This window comes from Streptococcus sp. CF10-1 (genome assembly GCF_024295825.1).
Lineage (GTDB): Bacteria > Bacillota > Bacilli > Lactobacillales > Streptococcaceae > Streptococcus.
The window spans coordinates 173,547-188,621 of sequence record NZ_JANCPQ010000001.1 but is presented as its reverse complement, the minus strand read 5'-3'; the positions used below and the strand labels follow the sequence as shown (position 1 = coordinate 188,621).

The window sequence follows — 15,075 nt, the reverse complement described above, 5'->3', positions numbered from 1 at the left end:
ATTTCCTCTTTTCTATTTTTATTTTAAACTAGATTCAAAAGTTAAATCACGAATTCTAAGGCCTTCAAGATGATTTTCTTGATTTTGATTCAAAGGATTGATTTGATAGTTCCACCACCGTTCATCGCTTTCTTGATTGGCTAGGTACCTCCAGTTTGGATGCTTGGTTGAATTGTATTTTTTGCTTTTAAAGACAGGCATATTGGCAATTCGAACCAAGCATTCATGCCGTTTCATATTTCCGACCTCATCGGGTGTCATTAGATCACGAGCAATCTTTTGATGAGAAAGGGATCCTGAACCTGTCTGGCCAAAGGAACGACTAGTATTTCGAACATCAATGGTTTGTTTACCGAGTAAACCACTCATAAATTTAAAGGTATCTTCATCATTACCACCTAAGTATACTAAGCTATCACAGTTCCCAAGAATGGTTTTCCAAGCTTCTTTTTCTTTATAGAGCCCTTGAAGTTGGGCAATATTTTGTAGAATAGGAACGAGACTCATATTTCGAGAACGGACTGTTGAGGTTTGTTCAGCAAAATCTGGGATTTCTCCGATATTTGCGAATTCATCTAAGTAGACTCTCACATGAAGAGGTAATTGCCCCTTAAAATCAATATCTGCTTGTCTTGTTAGAGTTTGAAATACTGTTGAAAAAAAGAGGGCTGAAAGAAAGCGAAAGGTACTATCGTTATCTGGGATAACTAAGTAAACCATTGATTTTTCCTTGCCCCATGTCTTCATATCAAGAGTATCTCTTTTGGTCAAATCCATGACACTCTGAATATTGAAGAGGGCAAATTTAGCAGTGGTTACAGCTATAACAGAATCCAGAGTCTTATCCTTATAATTTTGAAAATCTGCCCAATTTCGCATGGTAAAATTTTCAGTCCCATACTTTTTAGCATAATTTTCAAATAGAATTTCTAAGACACTTTTTTCTTGGTTTTCACCCTTGGATAAGTGTTTAATGAGTTTTGAGATTTCAGCAAAACTTGGATAACGCCCTCGTTTTTTTCGCTCCTCCACTTCTTTTTTTTGACGTTTCAACAAGTTTTTGTATTCTTTTTGACTTAAACGACTTTCTTCTATGAGCTGTTCTCTTGTTTTGGGTGGATTATAGAAATCGACCAAGTAGGAGGCTAAAGCTCGGACCAAAGTCATAGAAGCTTCATCCCAAAATGGATCACTACGAGAGCCAGAGCCTTTGGTGTTATTGAAATAAACCGTCAGCATGCGATTCAAATCATTTTCTGTCTCTATATAGCGAAAAGGATTGAAGCCATCTGAGTTCTTCATATTGACTAAATCTAACACCTTTACTTGGTAGCCATGTTCTAAAAAGAGTTTTCCTGTTTTCTCGGCCAAGTGATCTTTAGGATCCACTACAATATTAGAACTATTCATCTGAATTAGATTGGGTTTCACAAAGCGAAATGTCTTCCCACTTCCTGAACCTCCGATCACTGCAATATTCTTATTTCTATCATATTGGGGTGGTTTTTTATCTAATAATGTCAAACGAACATCTTGTGCTAAGATCGTATCATGTAAAAATTCCTTACCGTAAAAGAGCTTCTTTTCTTTTAGAGTTCCAAAACGGGCGCTCCCGTATTCTACCCCTTCTCGGTATTGTTTTTTACCAGTCTCTAGATAGAGATAAACCAGCAACATCATCACAAAGCCTAGTAGAAAAAAAGCACTTGATTTTCCAGTAAAGGAAACATTCCATGGCGACTGAAGAACTTCATCTTGACCTTCCATCAGAAGATGAATCCATTTATCTAATGTATTTCCAGTATAGGAATCATACAAAAGCGTCAAACGATGAAAAAGATAGCCTAGTAAGATACCTAACAGTGAGAATAGTATGAATTTCTTTCCACTGTACATCATCTCACCATCTCTTTCTGTTTGACGGCACCTTCTTGTCTAAAGGTAATTTGGGATTTAGCCTCATCAATTGCATCGTCTAATGACTTATCCATGATAAAATCAGCTAATTTCTCCGGATCATTAACCATTTTTTCTAACAGATGGTCTAAATGATTGTCTAGAATCGAACGGTCTTTCGTGTAGAAATGCAGAGAATCCCCTTGCCAAGCGATGGCTAAAGGAATCTCTTCTTTTTCTAAAAAAGCTTTAAATTTCTCTATATCAATTGGTTTGTCTAAAAAATCTTTTTTCAGATTAATCGTATCAATCGAATAGGGAGATTGTAGCAATTCTTCTAATTTCTGCACCCCTATCTTATAGGCGGAATCTTGTGCTAAAGCCTGACGTCTAGACCATTCTAGAATCTTTAAAAGACTTTTTACAGTAAATAAAAGACTACGCTCAGCATATTGAACTGCCATTCGTTCCTGTTGTTCAGAGGACATCTGATGCCTCCTTCTTAACAAATAGCAGCTTTCCTTCTTTATAACGATAAGCTATCAATTTCTGACGTTGCTTAATCGACTTGACAACCTGCAGTAGATCTCTCGAATAAGGTTCTCGAAGAGTAACTTCTACTGCTTTCCCATCAAAGATACCAACACGTTTAAATTCAATGTAGTCTCTTTTGAGATGTCCTAAGCCCATACCAAAAGGAAAGTGATGAATCAATTGGATGGTACAACCACCTTTATTTCCCATTTGTTTCAAATCATACAAGTTTACTACCTTCATGATTAACTCCTTTATCTAGTTTGTCGCATCGTTTAAGTCTGGTAACGATAAACTCCGTGTCTGTTAGAAAATTCTCACACACGTCTTGTGCCAGTCGCCCTTCACAGGGAAATACTCTCAGTCCCTACTTACACAGGCACGCTAATCAAGACGGAGTGGATTCAATTTTCAAAGAACAGGTAGCTTTATTATAGATAAGAGTAGTTGAAATTTTTATCACATTTTTGGGGTTGTTGGAATAATAAGGTAAGTGCTAATTTCTAGCTCCTCTCACAACACCGTACGTACCTTATATGTTTTATGAACAGTAGCTATCATTTACATTTTCAAACTACCATTCTATCAAACTAAAAGTCAAAATAGACGCTTCTACTTCGAGAGATACTCATTTAATGGTTCAGCAATTCGCTCTACTTCTGTTACAGAAATTTCATCACTATGACTTCTAATGATTTGTTATTAATTCACTTTGAGGGGCTTGCTCATGAAACCAAACAGTGTAAGTCGTAGAAGAAAAAAGCAGTTCAATTGAACTGCTTTTACGGATTCAGATAAAATAACTTTAAAATATAGAAGATATCTATTGACTGTAACTATAATTGATTTAAATTTATAACTTCATCTGCTTGATTCCAAATATCGGGATTATGGGTTGCAATAATGATTATACGCTCTTGATTCTTTAACATTAAGAGCAAGTCCATCACCTCTTGTGAGGTTTCTGGATCCAGTGCTGCAGTTAGTTCATCTGCCAAAATTAAAGGTGGATCTTTTAAAATAACTTTAGCTAATGCGACACGTTGCGCCTCTCCCCCAGATAATTCAAAAATCTTTTGATCCAGAGCAAGGTAAGCCAATCCTACTTTTTTGAGCACTTCTTCTTCTTGCTGCTTCTTCTCTTTTTTCGTTAATTTTTGCCCAATCAATCCCAAATCTAAATTTGTAGCGATAGTCTCATTTTCAAGTAGGCCAAAGTTTTGAAAGAGATAGCCTAATTCATGCTTAAAGAAGTGATGCTGTTTGATTTGTTTCAATTCTTGCCCTTGATAGCTGATACTTCCCTTTTCATAAGGCTCTAACTTTGCCAAGATATTAAGCAAGGTTGTTTTACCACACCCGCTATTTCCGATCAGAGCATAGACCTTACCTTCTGTAAATTGCAAGCTCAAATCTTGAAAGACCGTTCGTTGGCCAAATGATTTGGTTAAATGTTCTATGCTAATCATATTAGGCTCCTTTCAGTACAGTGGCTAACAAGTGGTCTTCTTTATGAGACCGGTACAGGAGAATAAACCAAGCATTAGTAATAAATAGCAAGAGAGTGACAAGAGCAATCCACCATTCTTGAGTGAGAAGGAATGTCAGGAAGCTTCCTAATAGTAAGAGGATACTTTCTGAGAGCAAAATCATTTGGTGAATCTTTACAAATCCCAGACCTGCAATCTTCTTCAAGAAGATTGGTCTTCTAAACTCTTCAAAATAGAGGAAATTCATGGTGTTAAAGAGTAGTATGGAAGTAGCTATTGCAAAGATTCCTCCTGCAATGGTAATGAGATTCTCTAATTGAATGGATTGGATCATCTGCTGGTATACAGACGCCGCATAGTCATATTGACTAACATTTTTTTCAAGCCCATTCTCAACTACTAGTTTCTTGCTTTTTTCCAGACCATCAAAGTAAAGATAAGAATTAAGATGAGAGAAATAAGGATTATCGTAGCCACCAAAGCTTCTAGGTAGAACAACAACCAAAATCGGGTCTGTCAAGAATTGCTGATAGATCATCGGTGTATTATTATAGATAAATCGTTTTTGGTTGTTAGGAAGATAGGTCACCCGTGCTTTCATAGGCAACTGACTCTTTCCTTGTTCATCACTAGGAGTCAGATAATCTTCATAGCGTTTTTTCAACTCCTCTTCTTGCCCTTTCAACTTTTCAGGAAGCAAGAGTCCAAATTCTCCAGCTTGCAAGTGATTCAAGCGCTCTTTTTCCTCAGGGGAAACTAAGATCCTTTGGATATCAAGGTAATTTGGTGTTACATACAGGGTGTTGGCAAGAGGATCGTAATCTGTGATCGAAAGCTCTCTCCCTGTTCTAGGATCGTTCATGAAGCCTTTTGAATTAAATGCGGCAAGCTGATGATGGACCAAAAGTCCACCTTTTTCAATGCCAGACTCGATCAGTTTAGACCATTTAGCTATTTGTTCAATTTGCATTTCTTTGTTTGTCGTTTGTAAAACATTTTCCCGATTCAAACTAATTTGTATCCAATTTGTCTCTTTAGACCAAGCCAAACTTCCCTCTTGATAAGTCTGCCAGATAGAGCCATAGATGCTGACACGATGAATTGAGAGACCAATGACAGTGATTGCAAGAAATTGACATGTAAAGAGAAAAAACAAGACTCTTTTTAATGGAATTTTCCCCTTTAAAAGGCTAACCAAGTGTACTGTCTGAATACTGAATGCAAAGAAAAAGGATAGGAAAGCAGATAAAATAAATAAAAGTGTATTGTAAATAATACTAGCTGAAATGATGAGAGAATAGGCAAAAGGAGTCAATTGTAAATAATAAATCAGAATAGCTCCTAGGACACTTCCACCAATACACCCTAAAAACAATTCTTTACCGTCTTCCATGAGAGAATGTCCAAAGAGCTGGTATCGTCTTATTCCAGAAATGTAACGAATCCCTGCACTTCTCATTTCAAGTGTTTTTTGAATAATGGTCAATGCAGCAAAGCTGATGATAAAAATAACCAAGGCTAGAGATTGGGAACCCGAACTAAAAAATACCATAAAATTTTGCAGGGGATTGGGCTTATTCATGAAACTTTTTGAAAAACCAAGATCGTGGAGTTTTTGATCTAATTTTTCAAGGGTTAAATTCCCAGATAGTATATAGTAATTGGTAAGCAAACTTTCCTTTGCAACGAATTCTTTCTCTTCTTTTTTGATGCCATTAGGAAGTGCTCCTTCTCCGTAGATATCATACGAAAACTTGACTTGCCCTTTAGAATCCGTTTTTTGAATCTGACGAGCAATCAAACTATTGTTTTCTTTTGCTAACTGATCTAAGCTAGATGAAAGCTCTTCATAAACAACTTCCCTTTCTTGTTGAAGAATCCCTATTACAGGTAGGCTTCGATGGATGACCGTATTAGGTGAAATAAAGGCAATCCAAAGCAGAAAGATTAGAATAAAAAGGTTCGAGAAATGTATAAATAAACGTTTCATAATTCTACTCTTTCTAGTTTACCCTAGAGAGATTTCTTCTCTCTAGGATAAACTTTAGCAATTAAAATCCATAATTAAAGTATGCAGTTTCACCAAAACTTGTATTTATGAACGATCTTGATGTGTAATGAGCAGAAGCATAACCTACATTAGCTTTGCTGTCACTTGCTCGAGTCACACTTGACCAATGCCATCGATAGTCGTGGAAATAATTTGAGAATGCTCCCCAATTGCCTGGATTATGATAACCTCCGTAACTCCAGTTACCACCAGATACCCAATCAGCAAATACAGGACACGCTAAGCTACAACTAATAATTACAGTTAAGACAGAAAGGATAATTTTACTCGTTTTCATGACTGTTCACCTTCCATAATTAGAATTAAAAGCTTTATTTAACAATAAAATTATGAATTGCTCAAAATATAGTTTCCGTTTTTTCTCCTTTCCAGAGCAACCCTTTTCGCCTGCATTATAACACTTACAACATATAATTTCAACTAATTATATAATAGATTTTTGAATATTTAATAATCAAAACAATATAGCTGTTTATTCATAAGCTATCAACCAAATTCTAAAACTATTAAAGTTTTTGTATTAAAAAACATTAAGATAGCACCTCCGTATAAGATTGTAACTTATCAGTTACTTTAAATAGCTGGGCATAGACATTCAACCAAAACTCGTTCAACTTCATAAACTTTAATAAATTGACCAGGAAGGCGCTCTATTTCAATAATTCCTTCACTATAGTGAGAGCGTAAAATAATAGGACATATATCTGCTTCCTTAATGTTTTTGGTATTCGTACCATAAGGAAAACTCATCGTCATGTTAAAAGGGATAGTCAAAGATAAACCATGTAACCAAAGTGCTGTCTCCAAAGAAAAGATTCCCTTTGGAAATCGATACTGAAGGACAAACCACTCATCTAAATAAATATCAGGTAAGCGATATAACCCTTTTTCTTCAGCATCGATTTTTCCTTCTGCAAGCATTTTCAATAAGGTTTTGTAGTGTAAATTTTCATCTATTACTTGTTTAAAAGTTAAAAAACCATACTGATTGAAAGAGTTCATCAGTTTTTCTCTTTTATCAACCATTTCATTCTCCTTTCTTAGAAATAAAATGCTAACATCTTATATATCTGTTAGCATTTTATTTCTTTAAAATCAATTCATTTAGTTTTTTATTTCAAACTGAATCTATAAGTAAGCTAGACCACCTATTATAAAGAAGAAGTAAGCCATGGACTAATAGTTTCCACTCCAAATGAAGCCCTAGAAACATTTCTAGTAAAAACATACAAACAGCAAGATAAAATGCTTGTCAAAGAAACTCTGATATCTAATTTTCTGATTAACTTTCATAAAATTTCTCGATACAGAAATTCTTCGACAATACTCACATTTGTTAAGAAAAGAATAGTGATGTAATCATGATTTCAATTTTTAAATCATGATGGCCATTTCACCTTTCTTGCCTTAACTGGCTTAAATCTAATCTTATTAATGAGTCTAAGATCTATTTCTCTACAATCTGTAACGGAGGTATCATTGATTTTAAGGCTTCTTGGAAAGTATTGATTACCTTGTTCACGTGATAGTTCTACTGTATAACTAATACCATTACTTAATTTAAAGACTACAAAATAAATATTATCTCTTCTAAATCGGCTACCAACTCTTCTATTCAAAATGCCATCAGTTGTATAGAATTTACACTCCATTACATGTAACATTTGATAAAGCAACAAGGTTCCAACTATTTTGAATTTATTTTCGTTGAACCAACCATTATCAGCTTTATTCAGGCTTTCCAATGTCCAATCATCTTTTAATCCTTCAAAAATACTCCCTGCATTATTAGTTGGTAAATTAACATGATGTTCTCTAGATAATCCTAATAGATGAGGAATGGAGGAGTTTGGGACTGATAGAATAATTTCAGGACAGTTCTCCATATTTGTCTGATAAATATATTTGTACTGAGAAACATTTTTCTCAATAGTATTGGCCAAGCAATTCATCTTAATATTGAGAATATCAATCTCTCCATCAAAAGTCTTTAGCCATTCCAAAGTATAAGTCATTTGAATTTTCTCCTAAAAAAGAGAAGGAAGCTCCTGCTTCCTTCTCTCCCACGTATTGAGTTTCACCTCACGCTAGATATGCCCTATCTATTCCTCAAGGGTAGGCAGTCCTGCTATTCTTTTTCTCAACAAACAGTCTGAACTGAGAGCGGAGCCCACAGGCGGGTGCAGACCATATCCACTAGCCCACAAGTAATTATATCATTTAATTATCTTCATTATACGCAATTAGTCCATATTTGTCAACAATTACATTCATTATGAATATCTAAAAATCAGGTCACCTATTTTAAAAAAGCAGCAAACTATAAACTAGTAGGTTCCACACCAAATGTAGCCCCATACTGCCCCATAAGTCCGATTTGTAGCGTACAAGCCCTAAAAACATCCCAAGTGAAACATATAAACACCAAGCTAGAATGGTTCCTGGATGATGTGCTAAGGCAAATAAAACACTTGTCAAAGCAACTCGAATATCTAATTTTCTAACCAAGTTCCATAAAATTTCTCGATACAGAAATTCTTCAACCATACTCGCATTGATTAAGAACAATAAAAATGAAAACCAAGGGACTTGATGTTGAAGGCCAATTAAGTTTGCTTGATTCGTAGTTCCTTGAGCATGGATTAGGCTAAAACATAGACTTATAATCAGTAGGCTAACGAATCCAATACCAAGCCATTTCATCCTAGATTTCATATTGACCTTATGAGCTTGTTTGCGTTGACCATACATCCATAAAAAAGAAATGAGTGACGAACTATAGAGAATCTGTAGTATAGTTAACTCACCGATACAAAGAAATTTCAATAAGTATAGAGATACCAATAGGACATTTACTTGTTGGAATATATAAACTGGAATTATTCTTTTCATAGTTACCTCCGAAATAAATCTTCATAATCTAAATCTAATACCTGCACAATCCTTTCTACCCATGGACTTTGAGGCATTCGTTGTTCCATCTTGTAGTGACGAATCTTTTGATACAAACGATTCAATTCACTTGGATAGTGAAACTCTCCCGCAAACATTTTTCTGGTTAACTCAATCCAGCTAATATTTCTTTCAGCTAAAATAATGGACAAGTTCTCCCAAAATCGTTCAGCCATATTGCTTCTCCTTTAGTTAGATAAATAATGTGTTTGTGCCATGTAAATCAATTGTTTCGTATCTCTTGGCAATAGAGCTCTAGCCTCTTCCAAATTCAGATTTGGATAAACTCTCTTATTTGAAACTGCAAGAGGAAGTCTGATGCTTAGTTCAGGATTTTTTAATATCATTTCGATGAAATCCGTTAATCTTAGATTGTCACGGTTCTTAAATCGTAATAAATTAGGAGATAAAAACTCAAAACAATCTGAAGAATAGCTCATCATCTCAATTAATTTGTCCTTTGTCATTTCAGAAATCGAATGACAAGATACCTCTATTCCGTAGTTTTGAAAGAAATCTAAAAGAATTTGATTTCTATGGTTATTTTTACTTAGATAGAGATCAATCATGGGAGACCTCCCAAAGATTCGGTTCCATTTGATATTCTGAGACGATTAAGGAATCTAATAGATCTGAGAAGTTAATTGATTTCTTGTCTTCATCATAGGCTTTTACAGTTACTTGGGTTGTAAGTATTCCCTCTTTTCCCTCGGCTCGATAGCCTTGTCCATATAAAACAAAAACAAGATTCTGATTATCATCTATAAAGGCATCAGCTCCGTTCTTTATATCCTGACTTTCGAGGAATTCCATAACGTTTTGAAGATAGGATTCATAAAATAGTGGATAGTTATGTTTTTTATGGTAATCATCTAAAAATGTCACTTCAAACTCACATAGATAATTGGGCATTAAAAATATTTGTTCATCCAGCTGTTTGATTTCTGCATCATGTAATTCTGTTTCTAATTCGTCACAATCTAGTATTGACTCTTTATTTAAAGCTTTCATCTTTTTCCTCTATTTCTTTTAATTTCTTTGCGATTGCAGCAATCACAGGAACGGTTACACTATTACCAGCTTGTTTATAGAGCTGACTATTACTAGAGACTTTTCTAGCAGCTTCAAAAGCCCAATCAGGAAACCCCTGCAATCGAAAACACTCTTTAGGAGTGATTCGTCGTATTCTCAAACGGTAAAATTGTCCATTAATTAAAACACCGGCTACATGGTAAACTTGCTTATCTTCTCCTTCATAGCTAGCCACTACTACTCCCATTTGACCACTAGTTGTCAACGTATTCGCTATACCTTTTCCAACTCTACCACGCCGATACTGAGAACTTGGTCTTTCTAAATTGATTGAATCTCCAATCTCTGCTTGAGCGTACCCTTTTTTAGTTGCTTCCCTGATTTTTAGAAAATGGATTGGTTCTGGGATCAGTATTTTGGGAATTTTATCTCCACCTTGCATCGTAGTTAGTGTTGGAGATAACCCATCACTTCCATATACGCGACCAGTCTCCTTAAAGCTAGTTGGTAAATCTCCAACAACAACAATACCATGGAGATCCTGAGTATTCAAAGTAAACATTGGCTCTTGGTTTTCCTTAAATCGTCTACCATTTTGTCTTTTTTCTAATCTGTCTGGTGTCATACAAGGAATCGCAACTTTAAATCCTTCTCCTTTTCCACGAACTAATGTTGGCGCTAACCCCTCTGAATAATAGACTTTACCGCTCATGCCACTTTTTGATGGATTCAAATTTCCTAGTGTTTTTAAAGTCTCAGAGTTAGTTGCTTGACCTTCTCGTCTGAAAGGAAATAGGAGTCGGGTACCTTTCTTTCTAGAATGTCCGATAATAAACACCCTCTCTCTGTTTTGGGGAACGCCAAAATCCTTACTGTTAAGCACCTGCCACTCAACATCAAACCCCAACTCATCAAGTGTGGTAAGGATTGTGGTGAACGTCCGTCCCTTATCGTGATTGAGTAAGCCTTTAACATTTTCAAGAAAAAGAAAACGTGGTTGGATTTGTTTGGCCGCCCGAGCAATTTCGAAGAACAAAGTTCCTCTAATATCTTCAAATCCCAATCGTCTTCCTGCGATTGAAAATGCTTGACAAGGGAATCCCCCACAGATGATATCGACTTTCCCTCTAAGTTTTTTAAATTCGTCATCTGAAACATCTCGTATGTCATGAAATTCGATTTCTCCTTCCGTTTGAAAAATGGATTTATAAGATTCTCTAGCAAATTTATCAATCTCACAAAATCCAATACACTCGTGTCCTACACTTTCCATTCCAAGTCGAAAACCACCTATACCTGAAAATAAATCAATAAATCTCATTTCTTGATTACCCCTTTCTGATCGACTATCAATATCCAAAGTGTCACACCACTTGAAATGAAAATGAGCAAAACTAATATCCACTCGATTGACGACATCTAACCACCTCCTTTTCTAACACGGTTATTCCAAACAGAATACAGGCCATTAAACACAAATTCAGCAAGTACTTCCGCTCTTCTAACAAAGCGAACATTGTCAAGAGCATACTGATAGATTCTCTCAAAATCAGTCATAGCAATTTCACTGGCTGTTTCAGAAAAACCTTCTCGTCTAAATTGATCTTGTACCAATCCCCAAATATAATCTTGATCATATTTTGTGACCTTTTCTACTTTTCTTTTCAAGATAGGTTGAGTATACCTCTCCTCCTCATCCTCAATAAATAAAGAATCAGTCTCACTATATTTAGTCTCACTAACTTCAGTCTCACTAGGGGCTGAATGTGAGACGGGGGCCGTTTCATTTTCATCCTGCCCTAGTCTTTTTTTAACACTAGGCCTGTTTGAATTAGCTACTGGGGTAGAAGACAATTCCCCTAAATAAATCTTATTAGCAAGTCTCCCTTTCTCACTTGAAGACTGTTGAACTTCATCAATTAAGTCATATTCTTTAAGAATTTTTTTGATAGACAGTAATTTTGACTTAGAACAACCTAACAACTTCATCAGTTTAGAATTAGAAAATACTAAATAAACCGCCCCTTCTTCATCTATCCAACCACGACTGAGAGATAATTCTAAACGATCTTTTAAAATAGAATAAGCCACCTTTACTTCTAGTTTCATATCCATATATTTTTCATCCTCAAAAAGAATTTTAGGTAATTTATAATACCGTTCTGAAGTATGGTATTGATTTGCGGTAATTCGTTTCATAGAGCTCCTCCTAGTTCTTTGAGTATTAAATCTCCACTTGATTCCAATCGAACCAAGCCACTTTTTTCTAATTCTGCCATAAGAGAGATGGCTTCAACAATATCAATTCCCATTTCACGTACTAAAAATGAAATGACAATATAGCGTGATGATTGTAATTCTTTTGTCATTTTCCCTCCTGAAAATAAAAAAAGGAGAACAATATTCAATTGTTCTCCACGATAAATTTGTTAAAAAGAAAAACCCTGCCAAATTAATTTTTGGTAGGGTTTTTGGTAGGAAACTAAATTAATTTATCAGTTTCTAAAATGTGTTCACGATTCTAAAAGGCTGATACTATAGTATTCCGAATTCTAATTGGTATATGCCTCTTATTTAAGAGTAACTGAAGCTCCAGCTTCTTCCAATTTAGCTTTGATTTCTTCAGCTTCTGCAGTTGGAACGCCTTCTTTGATGACACCTGGTGCACCATCAACAAGTTCTTTAGCTTCTTTAAGTCCAAGACCAGTGATTTCACGCACAACTTTGATAACGCCAACTTTTTTGTCACCAGCAGCTGTCAACTCAACGTCAAATGAGTCTTTAGCAGCACCAGCGTCAGCAGCACCAGCTGCAGCAACAGCTACAGGAGCAGCTGCAGTTACACCAAATTCTTCTTCGATAGCTTTTACAAGGTCGTTCAATTCAAGGATTGAAGCTTCTTTAATTTCAGCAATAATGTTTTCAATGTTCAATGCCATTGTTATTTCCTCCAAATAAGTTTTTAATTTTATAATCGTTTTTCCGTAGCTAGGCTACGCTGCGTAGCTTAAGATTAAGCTGCGTCTTCTTTGTTGTCTGCAACCGCTTTGACTGCAAGAGCAACGTTGCGCACTGGCGCTTGAAGTACAGAAAGGAGCATAGAAAGAAGTCCTTCGCGGTTTGGAAGAGTTGCAAGAGCAACGATTTCTTCTTTAGATGCGACAGCGCCTTCGATTGCACCACCTTTGATTTCAAGTGCTTCAGCGTTTTTAGCAAAGTCGTTCAAGATTTTCGCTGGTGCGATAACATCTTCGTTAGAAAATGCTACTGCAGATGGTCCAACAAATACTGATGCAAGATCTTCAAGACCAGCTTTTTCAGCTGCACGACGCAAGATTGAGTTTTTAATGACTTTATACTCAACTTCGCTTCCACGAAGCTCACGACGAAGAACTGTATCTTGCTCAACTGTCAAACCACGAGCGTCTACAACGACGATAGATGCAGCAGCTTTCATTTTTTCAGCTACTACGTCAACTAGTTCCGCTTTTTTAGCAATAATTGCTTCACTCATTAGTGTGTTCACCTCCGTAATTATTTTGCTTGGGGAATTTTTCCAAAAGAAAAACGCGCCCAAACCTAGACACGAAAGTACAATACGCTTCTTTTTACATGATACGTTTTGTCCTCGGTAGGATCTTTATGAGTCGAGCTCCCCTACTGTCTTAGGCAGTTTTTTCAAACCGTATATAAGTATAGCATAGACAAAAAAAGAATGCAAGATTTTTGCAAACTTTTTTTAAATTTTTTTAAATCTCTACTGTCAAAACTTTGCCTTGCTTAACCACCTGTTCTCCAGCGATATAAACATCGTCAACATCACTGGATTTGACAGCATAAACCAGGTGAGAGAGCATATTTTCCTGAGGCTGAAGATGGATTTTCCCCTGTGGTTGAATAACGAGAAAATCTGCTTGCTTGCTGACTTCTAGGCTTCCTATCTGCTTTTCCATTCCTAGAACCTCAGCTCCTTCGATCGTCAGTGCCTTAAGGGCTGTCTTGATAGGGAATTGGCTGGCATCTCCACTCTTCATTTTCTGAAGAAGGGCTGCGGTCCGTCCTTCCTCAAACATATCTAGATTGTTATTGGAAGCAACTGAGTCAGTCGCAATTCCGACTGCTACTCCTGCTTTTTGAAGTTGGATGATTGGAGCGATCCCTGAGGCCAGTTTGAGATTACTAATAGGATTGTGGGCGATAGCCACTTGAGAAGTCGCCAAGCATTCAATTTCTCTCTCGTTTAGTTCAACCCCATGAGCAAAGACAGACGGATGATCTAAGTAACCTAGTTCTTCTAGAAAGGTGAGAGGGCGTTTGCCGTATCGTTTCAGGATTATTCCTGATTCCTCCTTGGTCTCCGCCACATGGATATGGATAGGAATGTCCAGCTCTTTTGCCAGTTCTAAGCTTCCTGCCAGTAAATCTTTACTACAGCTGTAGGGAGAATGAGGGGCTACCATAACCTTGAAATTTGGATTTTCATATCCTAAGATTTCCTCTATGATGGCTCGTGTTCTGCTTATAGTCTCAGCAGTTGTTTCTGTCTCTGAAGAAAAGAGGGTCGGTGAGAAATAACAACGCATCTTGGAAGCCTTCACTGCCTGATAAATTTGCTCAATATCCACACCATTGGGATTATACATATCGTTGAAGGTTGTTGTTCCTGACTGGAGCATCTCTGTCAGAGCTTCTTTGACTGCCTTGGTAGTCATATCGGGAGTAAATCCTGCTTCTGCTGGCCAAATATAGTCATTGAGCCATTCATGGAGATTACTATCATCCCGGATCCCTCGCAAACCTGTCATAGCAGAATGGGTATGGCAATTAACCAAACCAGGCATGATCCAGGCTCCCTGATAGTCTATAATCTGCTCAGCTTGCTCTAAAATCTCTGGCTCCTCTTGGCCGACATAGACGATTTGAGAGTCCTTAACGGCTAAGATACCATCCAAATAAACATGGAAATCTTTGTCACAAGTCACGATATTTACATGCTGATAGACTTTCATTGTTTTCTCCTTCTAAGACCCTGATTTTTTCTAGCTATTGTAACAAAAAAGTCACCCGAAGGCAACCTTTTTTCGTTCATAAGATTTTAAA

Annotated in this window: 17 protein-coding genes, 1 pseudogene and 1 other annotated feature; all 18 genes and pseudogenes read right to left on the bottom strand. The window is 36.5% G+C overall.

Annotated elements, in window-relative coordinates; translation table 11 throughout:
• Positions 1-18 precede the first annotated feature (18 nt).
• Complete coding sequence (locus tag NMM25_RS00945) at positions 19-1,896, bottom strand: VirD4-like conjugal transfer protein, CD1115 family (RefSeq protein WP_001826592.1); 1,878 nt, start codon at positions 1,894-1,896, stop codon at positions 19-21.
• Positions 1,896-2,384, bottom strand: coding sequence for a hypothetical protein (locus NMM25_RS00940; RefSeq protein ID WP_000093676.1), 489 nt, complete (start codon positions 2,382-2,384; stop codon positions 1,896-1,898). Before NMM25_RS00940 ends, NMM25_RS00945 begins: the two co-directional genes overlap by 1 nt.
• Entirely contained in the window at positions 2,374-2,673 is a 300-nt protein-coding gene (locus NMM25_RS00935; RefSeq protein WP_000869764.1) for a hypothetical protein, read from the bottom strand. Before NMM25_RS00935 ends, NMM25_RS00940 begins: the two co-directional genes overlap by 11 nt.
• A gap of 593 nt (positions 2,674-3,266) precedes the next feature.
• Positions 3,267-3,899 carry a putative bacteriocin export ABC transporter gene (locus NMM25_RS00930; protein WP_000623394.1) on the bottom strand — a complete coding sequence of 211 codons (633 nt, stop codon included), beginning with the start codon at positions 3,897-3,899 and terminating at the stop codon, positions 3,267-3,269.
• A 1-nt stretch (position 3,900) separates the two neighbouring features.
• Positions 3,901-5,910 carry a DUF1430 domain-containing protein gene (locus NMM25_RS00925; RefSeq protein WP_000825229.1) on the bottom strand — a complete coding sequence of 670 codons (2,010 nt, stop codon included), beginning with the start codon at positions 5,908-5,910 and terminating at the stop codon, positions 3,901-3,903.
• A gap of 61 nt (positions 5,911-5,971) precedes the next feature.
• Entirely contained in the window at positions 5,972-6,268 is a 297-nt protein-coding gene (locus NMM25_RS00920; protein ID WP_050199870.1) for a lactococcin 972 family bacteriocin, read from the bottom strand.
• A 253-nt stretch (positions 6,269-6,521) separates the two neighbouring features.
• Positions 6,522-7,017 (bottom strand): annotated as a pseudogene (locus NMM25_RS00915) (transcriptional regulator).
• Positions 7,018-7,370: 353 nt separating this feature from the next.
• Positions 7,371-8,006 carry a hypothetical protein gene (locus NMM25_RS00910; protein WP_000222719.1) on the bottom strand — a complete coding sequence of 212 codons (636 nt, stop codon included), beginning with the start codon at positions 8,004-8,006 and terminating at the stop codon, positions 7,371-7,373.
• 289 nt (positions 8,007-8,295) lie between these two features.
• The gene (locus NMM25_RS00905) at positions 8,296-8,883 is read right to left on the bottom strand and encodes a CPBP family intramembrane glutamic endopeptidase (protein ID WP_000821296.1); all 588 of its coding nucleotides are present in this window, start codon (positions 8,881-8,883) and stop codon (positions 8,296-8,298) included.
• A gap of 2 nt (positions 8,884-8,885) precedes the next feature.
• The gene (locus tag NMM25_RS00900; RefSeq protein WP_000840776.1) at positions 8,886-9,119 is read right to left on the bottom strand and encodes a hypothetical protein; all 234 of its coding nucleotides are present in this window, start codon (positions 9,117-9,119) and stop codon (positions 8,886-8,888) included.
• Between the two features lie 12 nt (positions 9,120-9,131).
• Positions 9,132-9,512: a hypothetical protein gene (locus NMM25_RS00895; RefSeq protein ID WP_000566525.1), complete on the bottom strand. Its 381-nt coding sequence runs from the start codon at positions 9,510-9,512 to the stop codon at positions 9,132-9,134.
• Positions 9,505-9,954 carry a hypothetical protein gene (locus tag NMM25_RS00890; protein WP_000645879.1) on the bottom strand — a complete coding sequence of 150 codons (450 nt, stop codon included), beginning with the start codon at positions 9,952-9,954 and terminating at the stop codon, positions 9,505-9,507. The genes NMM25_RS00895 and NMM25_RS00890 overlap by 8 nt, the downstream gene beginning before the upstream one ends.
• Positions 9,938-11,296, bottom strand: coding sequence for a DNA (cytosine-5-)-methyltransferase (gene dcm / locus NMM25_RS00885; RefSeq protein ID WP_001210967.1), 1,359 nt, complete (start codon positions 11,294-11,296; stop codon positions 9,938-9,940). The genes NMM25_RS00890 and dcm overlap by 17 nt, the downstream gene beginning before the upstream one ends.
• Before the next feature lie 98 nt (positions 11,297-11,394).
• Positions 11,395-12,174: a replication initiator protein A gene (locus tag NMM25_RS00880; protein WP_000822760.1), complete on the bottom strand. Its 780-nt coding sequence runs from the start codon at positions 12,172-12,174 to the stop codon at positions 11,395-11,397.
• Positions 12,171-12,344 carry a hypothetical protein gene (locus tag NMM25_RS00875; protein ID WP_000159607.1) on the bottom strand — a complete coding sequence of 58 codons (174 nt, stop codon included), beginning with the start codon at positions 12,342-12,344 and terminating at the stop codon, positions 12,171-12,173. Before NMM25_RS00875 ends, NMM25_RS00880 begins: the two co-directional genes overlap by 4 nt.
• Before the next feature lie 201 nt (positions 12,345-12,545).
• The gene (rplL, locus tag NMM25_RS00870) at positions 12,546-12,914 is read right to left on the bottom strand and encodes a 50S ribosomal protein L7/L12 (protein WP_001196964.1); all 369 of its coding nucleotides are present in this window, start codon (positions 12,912-12,914) and stop codon (positions 12,546-12,548) included.
• 74 nt (positions 12,915-12,988) lie between these two features.
• Entirely contained in the window at positions 12,989-13,489 is a 501-nt protein-coding gene (gene rplJ / locus NMM25_RS00865) for a 50S ribosomal protein L10 (protein ID WP_001287274.1), read from the bottom strand.
• A 38-nt stretch (positions 13,490-13,527) separates the two neighbouring features.
• Positions 13,528-13,663: a sequence feature (ribosomal protein L10 leader region), on the bottom strand.
• A 61-nt stretch (positions 13,664-13,724) separates the two neighbouring features.
• Positions 13,725-14,984: a TRZ/ATZ family protein gene (locus NMM25_RS00860; RefSeq protein WP_254735694.1), complete on the bottom strand. Its 1,260-nt coding sequence runs from the start codon at positions 14,982-14,984 to the stop codon at positions 13,725-13,727.
• Positions 14,985-15,075 lie beyond the last annotated feature (91 nt).

Bases quoted from the DNA above. Each gene is read 5' to 3' on its own strand.
- NMM25_RS00945 (WP_001826592.1), bottom strand. From the start codon at position 1,896: ATGTACAGTGGAAAGAAATTCATACTATTCTCACTGTTAGGTATCTTA.
- NMM25_RS00940 (WP_000093676.1), bottom strand. From the start codon at position 2,384: ATGTCCTCTGAACAACAGGAACGAATGGCAGTTCAATATGCTGAGCGT.
- NMM25_RS00935 (WP_000869764.1), bottom strand. From the start codon at position 2,673: ATGAAGGTAGTAAACTTGTATGATTTGAAACAAATGGGAAATAAAGGT.
- NMM25_RS00930 (WP_000623394.1), bottom strand. From the start codon at position 3,899: ATGATTAGCATAGAACATTTAACCAAATCATTTGGCCAACGAACGGTC.
- NMM25_RS00925 (WP_000825229.1), bottom strand. From the start codon at position 5,910: ATGAAACGTTTATTTATACATTTCTCGAACCTTTTTATTCTAATCTTT.
- NMM25_RS00920 (WP_050199870.1), bottom strand. From the start codon at position 6,268: ATGAAAACGAGTAAAATTATCCTTTCTGTCTTAACTGTAATTATTAGT.
- NMM25_RS00910 (WP_000222719.1), bottom strand. From the start codon at position 8,006: ATGACTTATACTTTGGAATGGCTAAAGACTTTTGATGGAGAGATTGAT.
- NMM25_RS00905 (WP_000821296.1), bottom strand. From the start codon at position 8,883: ATGAAAAGAATAATTCCAGTTTATATATTCCAACAAGTAAATGTCCTA.
- NMM25_RS00900 (WP_000840776.1), bottom strand. From the start codon at position 9,119: ATGGCTGAACGATTTTGGGAGAACTTGTCCATTATTTTAGCTGAAAGA.
- NMM25_RS00895 (WP_000566525.1), bottom strand. From the start codon at position 9,512: ATGATTGATCTCTATCTAAGTAAAAATAACCATAGAAATCAAATTCTT.
- NMM25_RS00890 (WP_000645879.1), bottom strand. From the start codon at position 9,954: ATGAAAGCTTTAAATAAAGAGTCAATACTAGATTGTGACGAATTAGAA.
- dcm (WP_001210967.1), bottom strand. From the start codon at position 11,296: ATGAGATTTATTGATTTATTTTCAGGTATAGGTGGTTTTCGACTTGGA.
- NMM25_RS00880 (WP_000822760.1), bottom strand. From the start codon at position 12,174: ATGAAACGAATTACCGCAAATCAATACCATACTTCAGAACGGTATTAT.
- NMM25_RS00875 (WP_000159607.1), bottom strand. From the start codon at position 12,344: ATGACAAAAGAATTACAATCATCACGCTATATTGTCATTTCATTTTTA.
- rplL (WP_001196964.1), bottom strand. From the start codon at position 12,914: ATGGCATTGAACATTGAAAACATTATTGCTGAAATTAAAGAAGCTTCA.
- rplJ (WP_001287274.1), bottom strand. From the start codon at position 13,489: ATGAGTGAAGCAATTATTGCTAAAAAAGCGGAACTAGTTGACGTAGTA.
- NMM25_RS00860 (WP_254735694.1), bottom strand. From the start codon at position 14,984: ATGAAAGTCTATCAGCATGTAAATATCGTGACTTGTGACAAAGATTTC.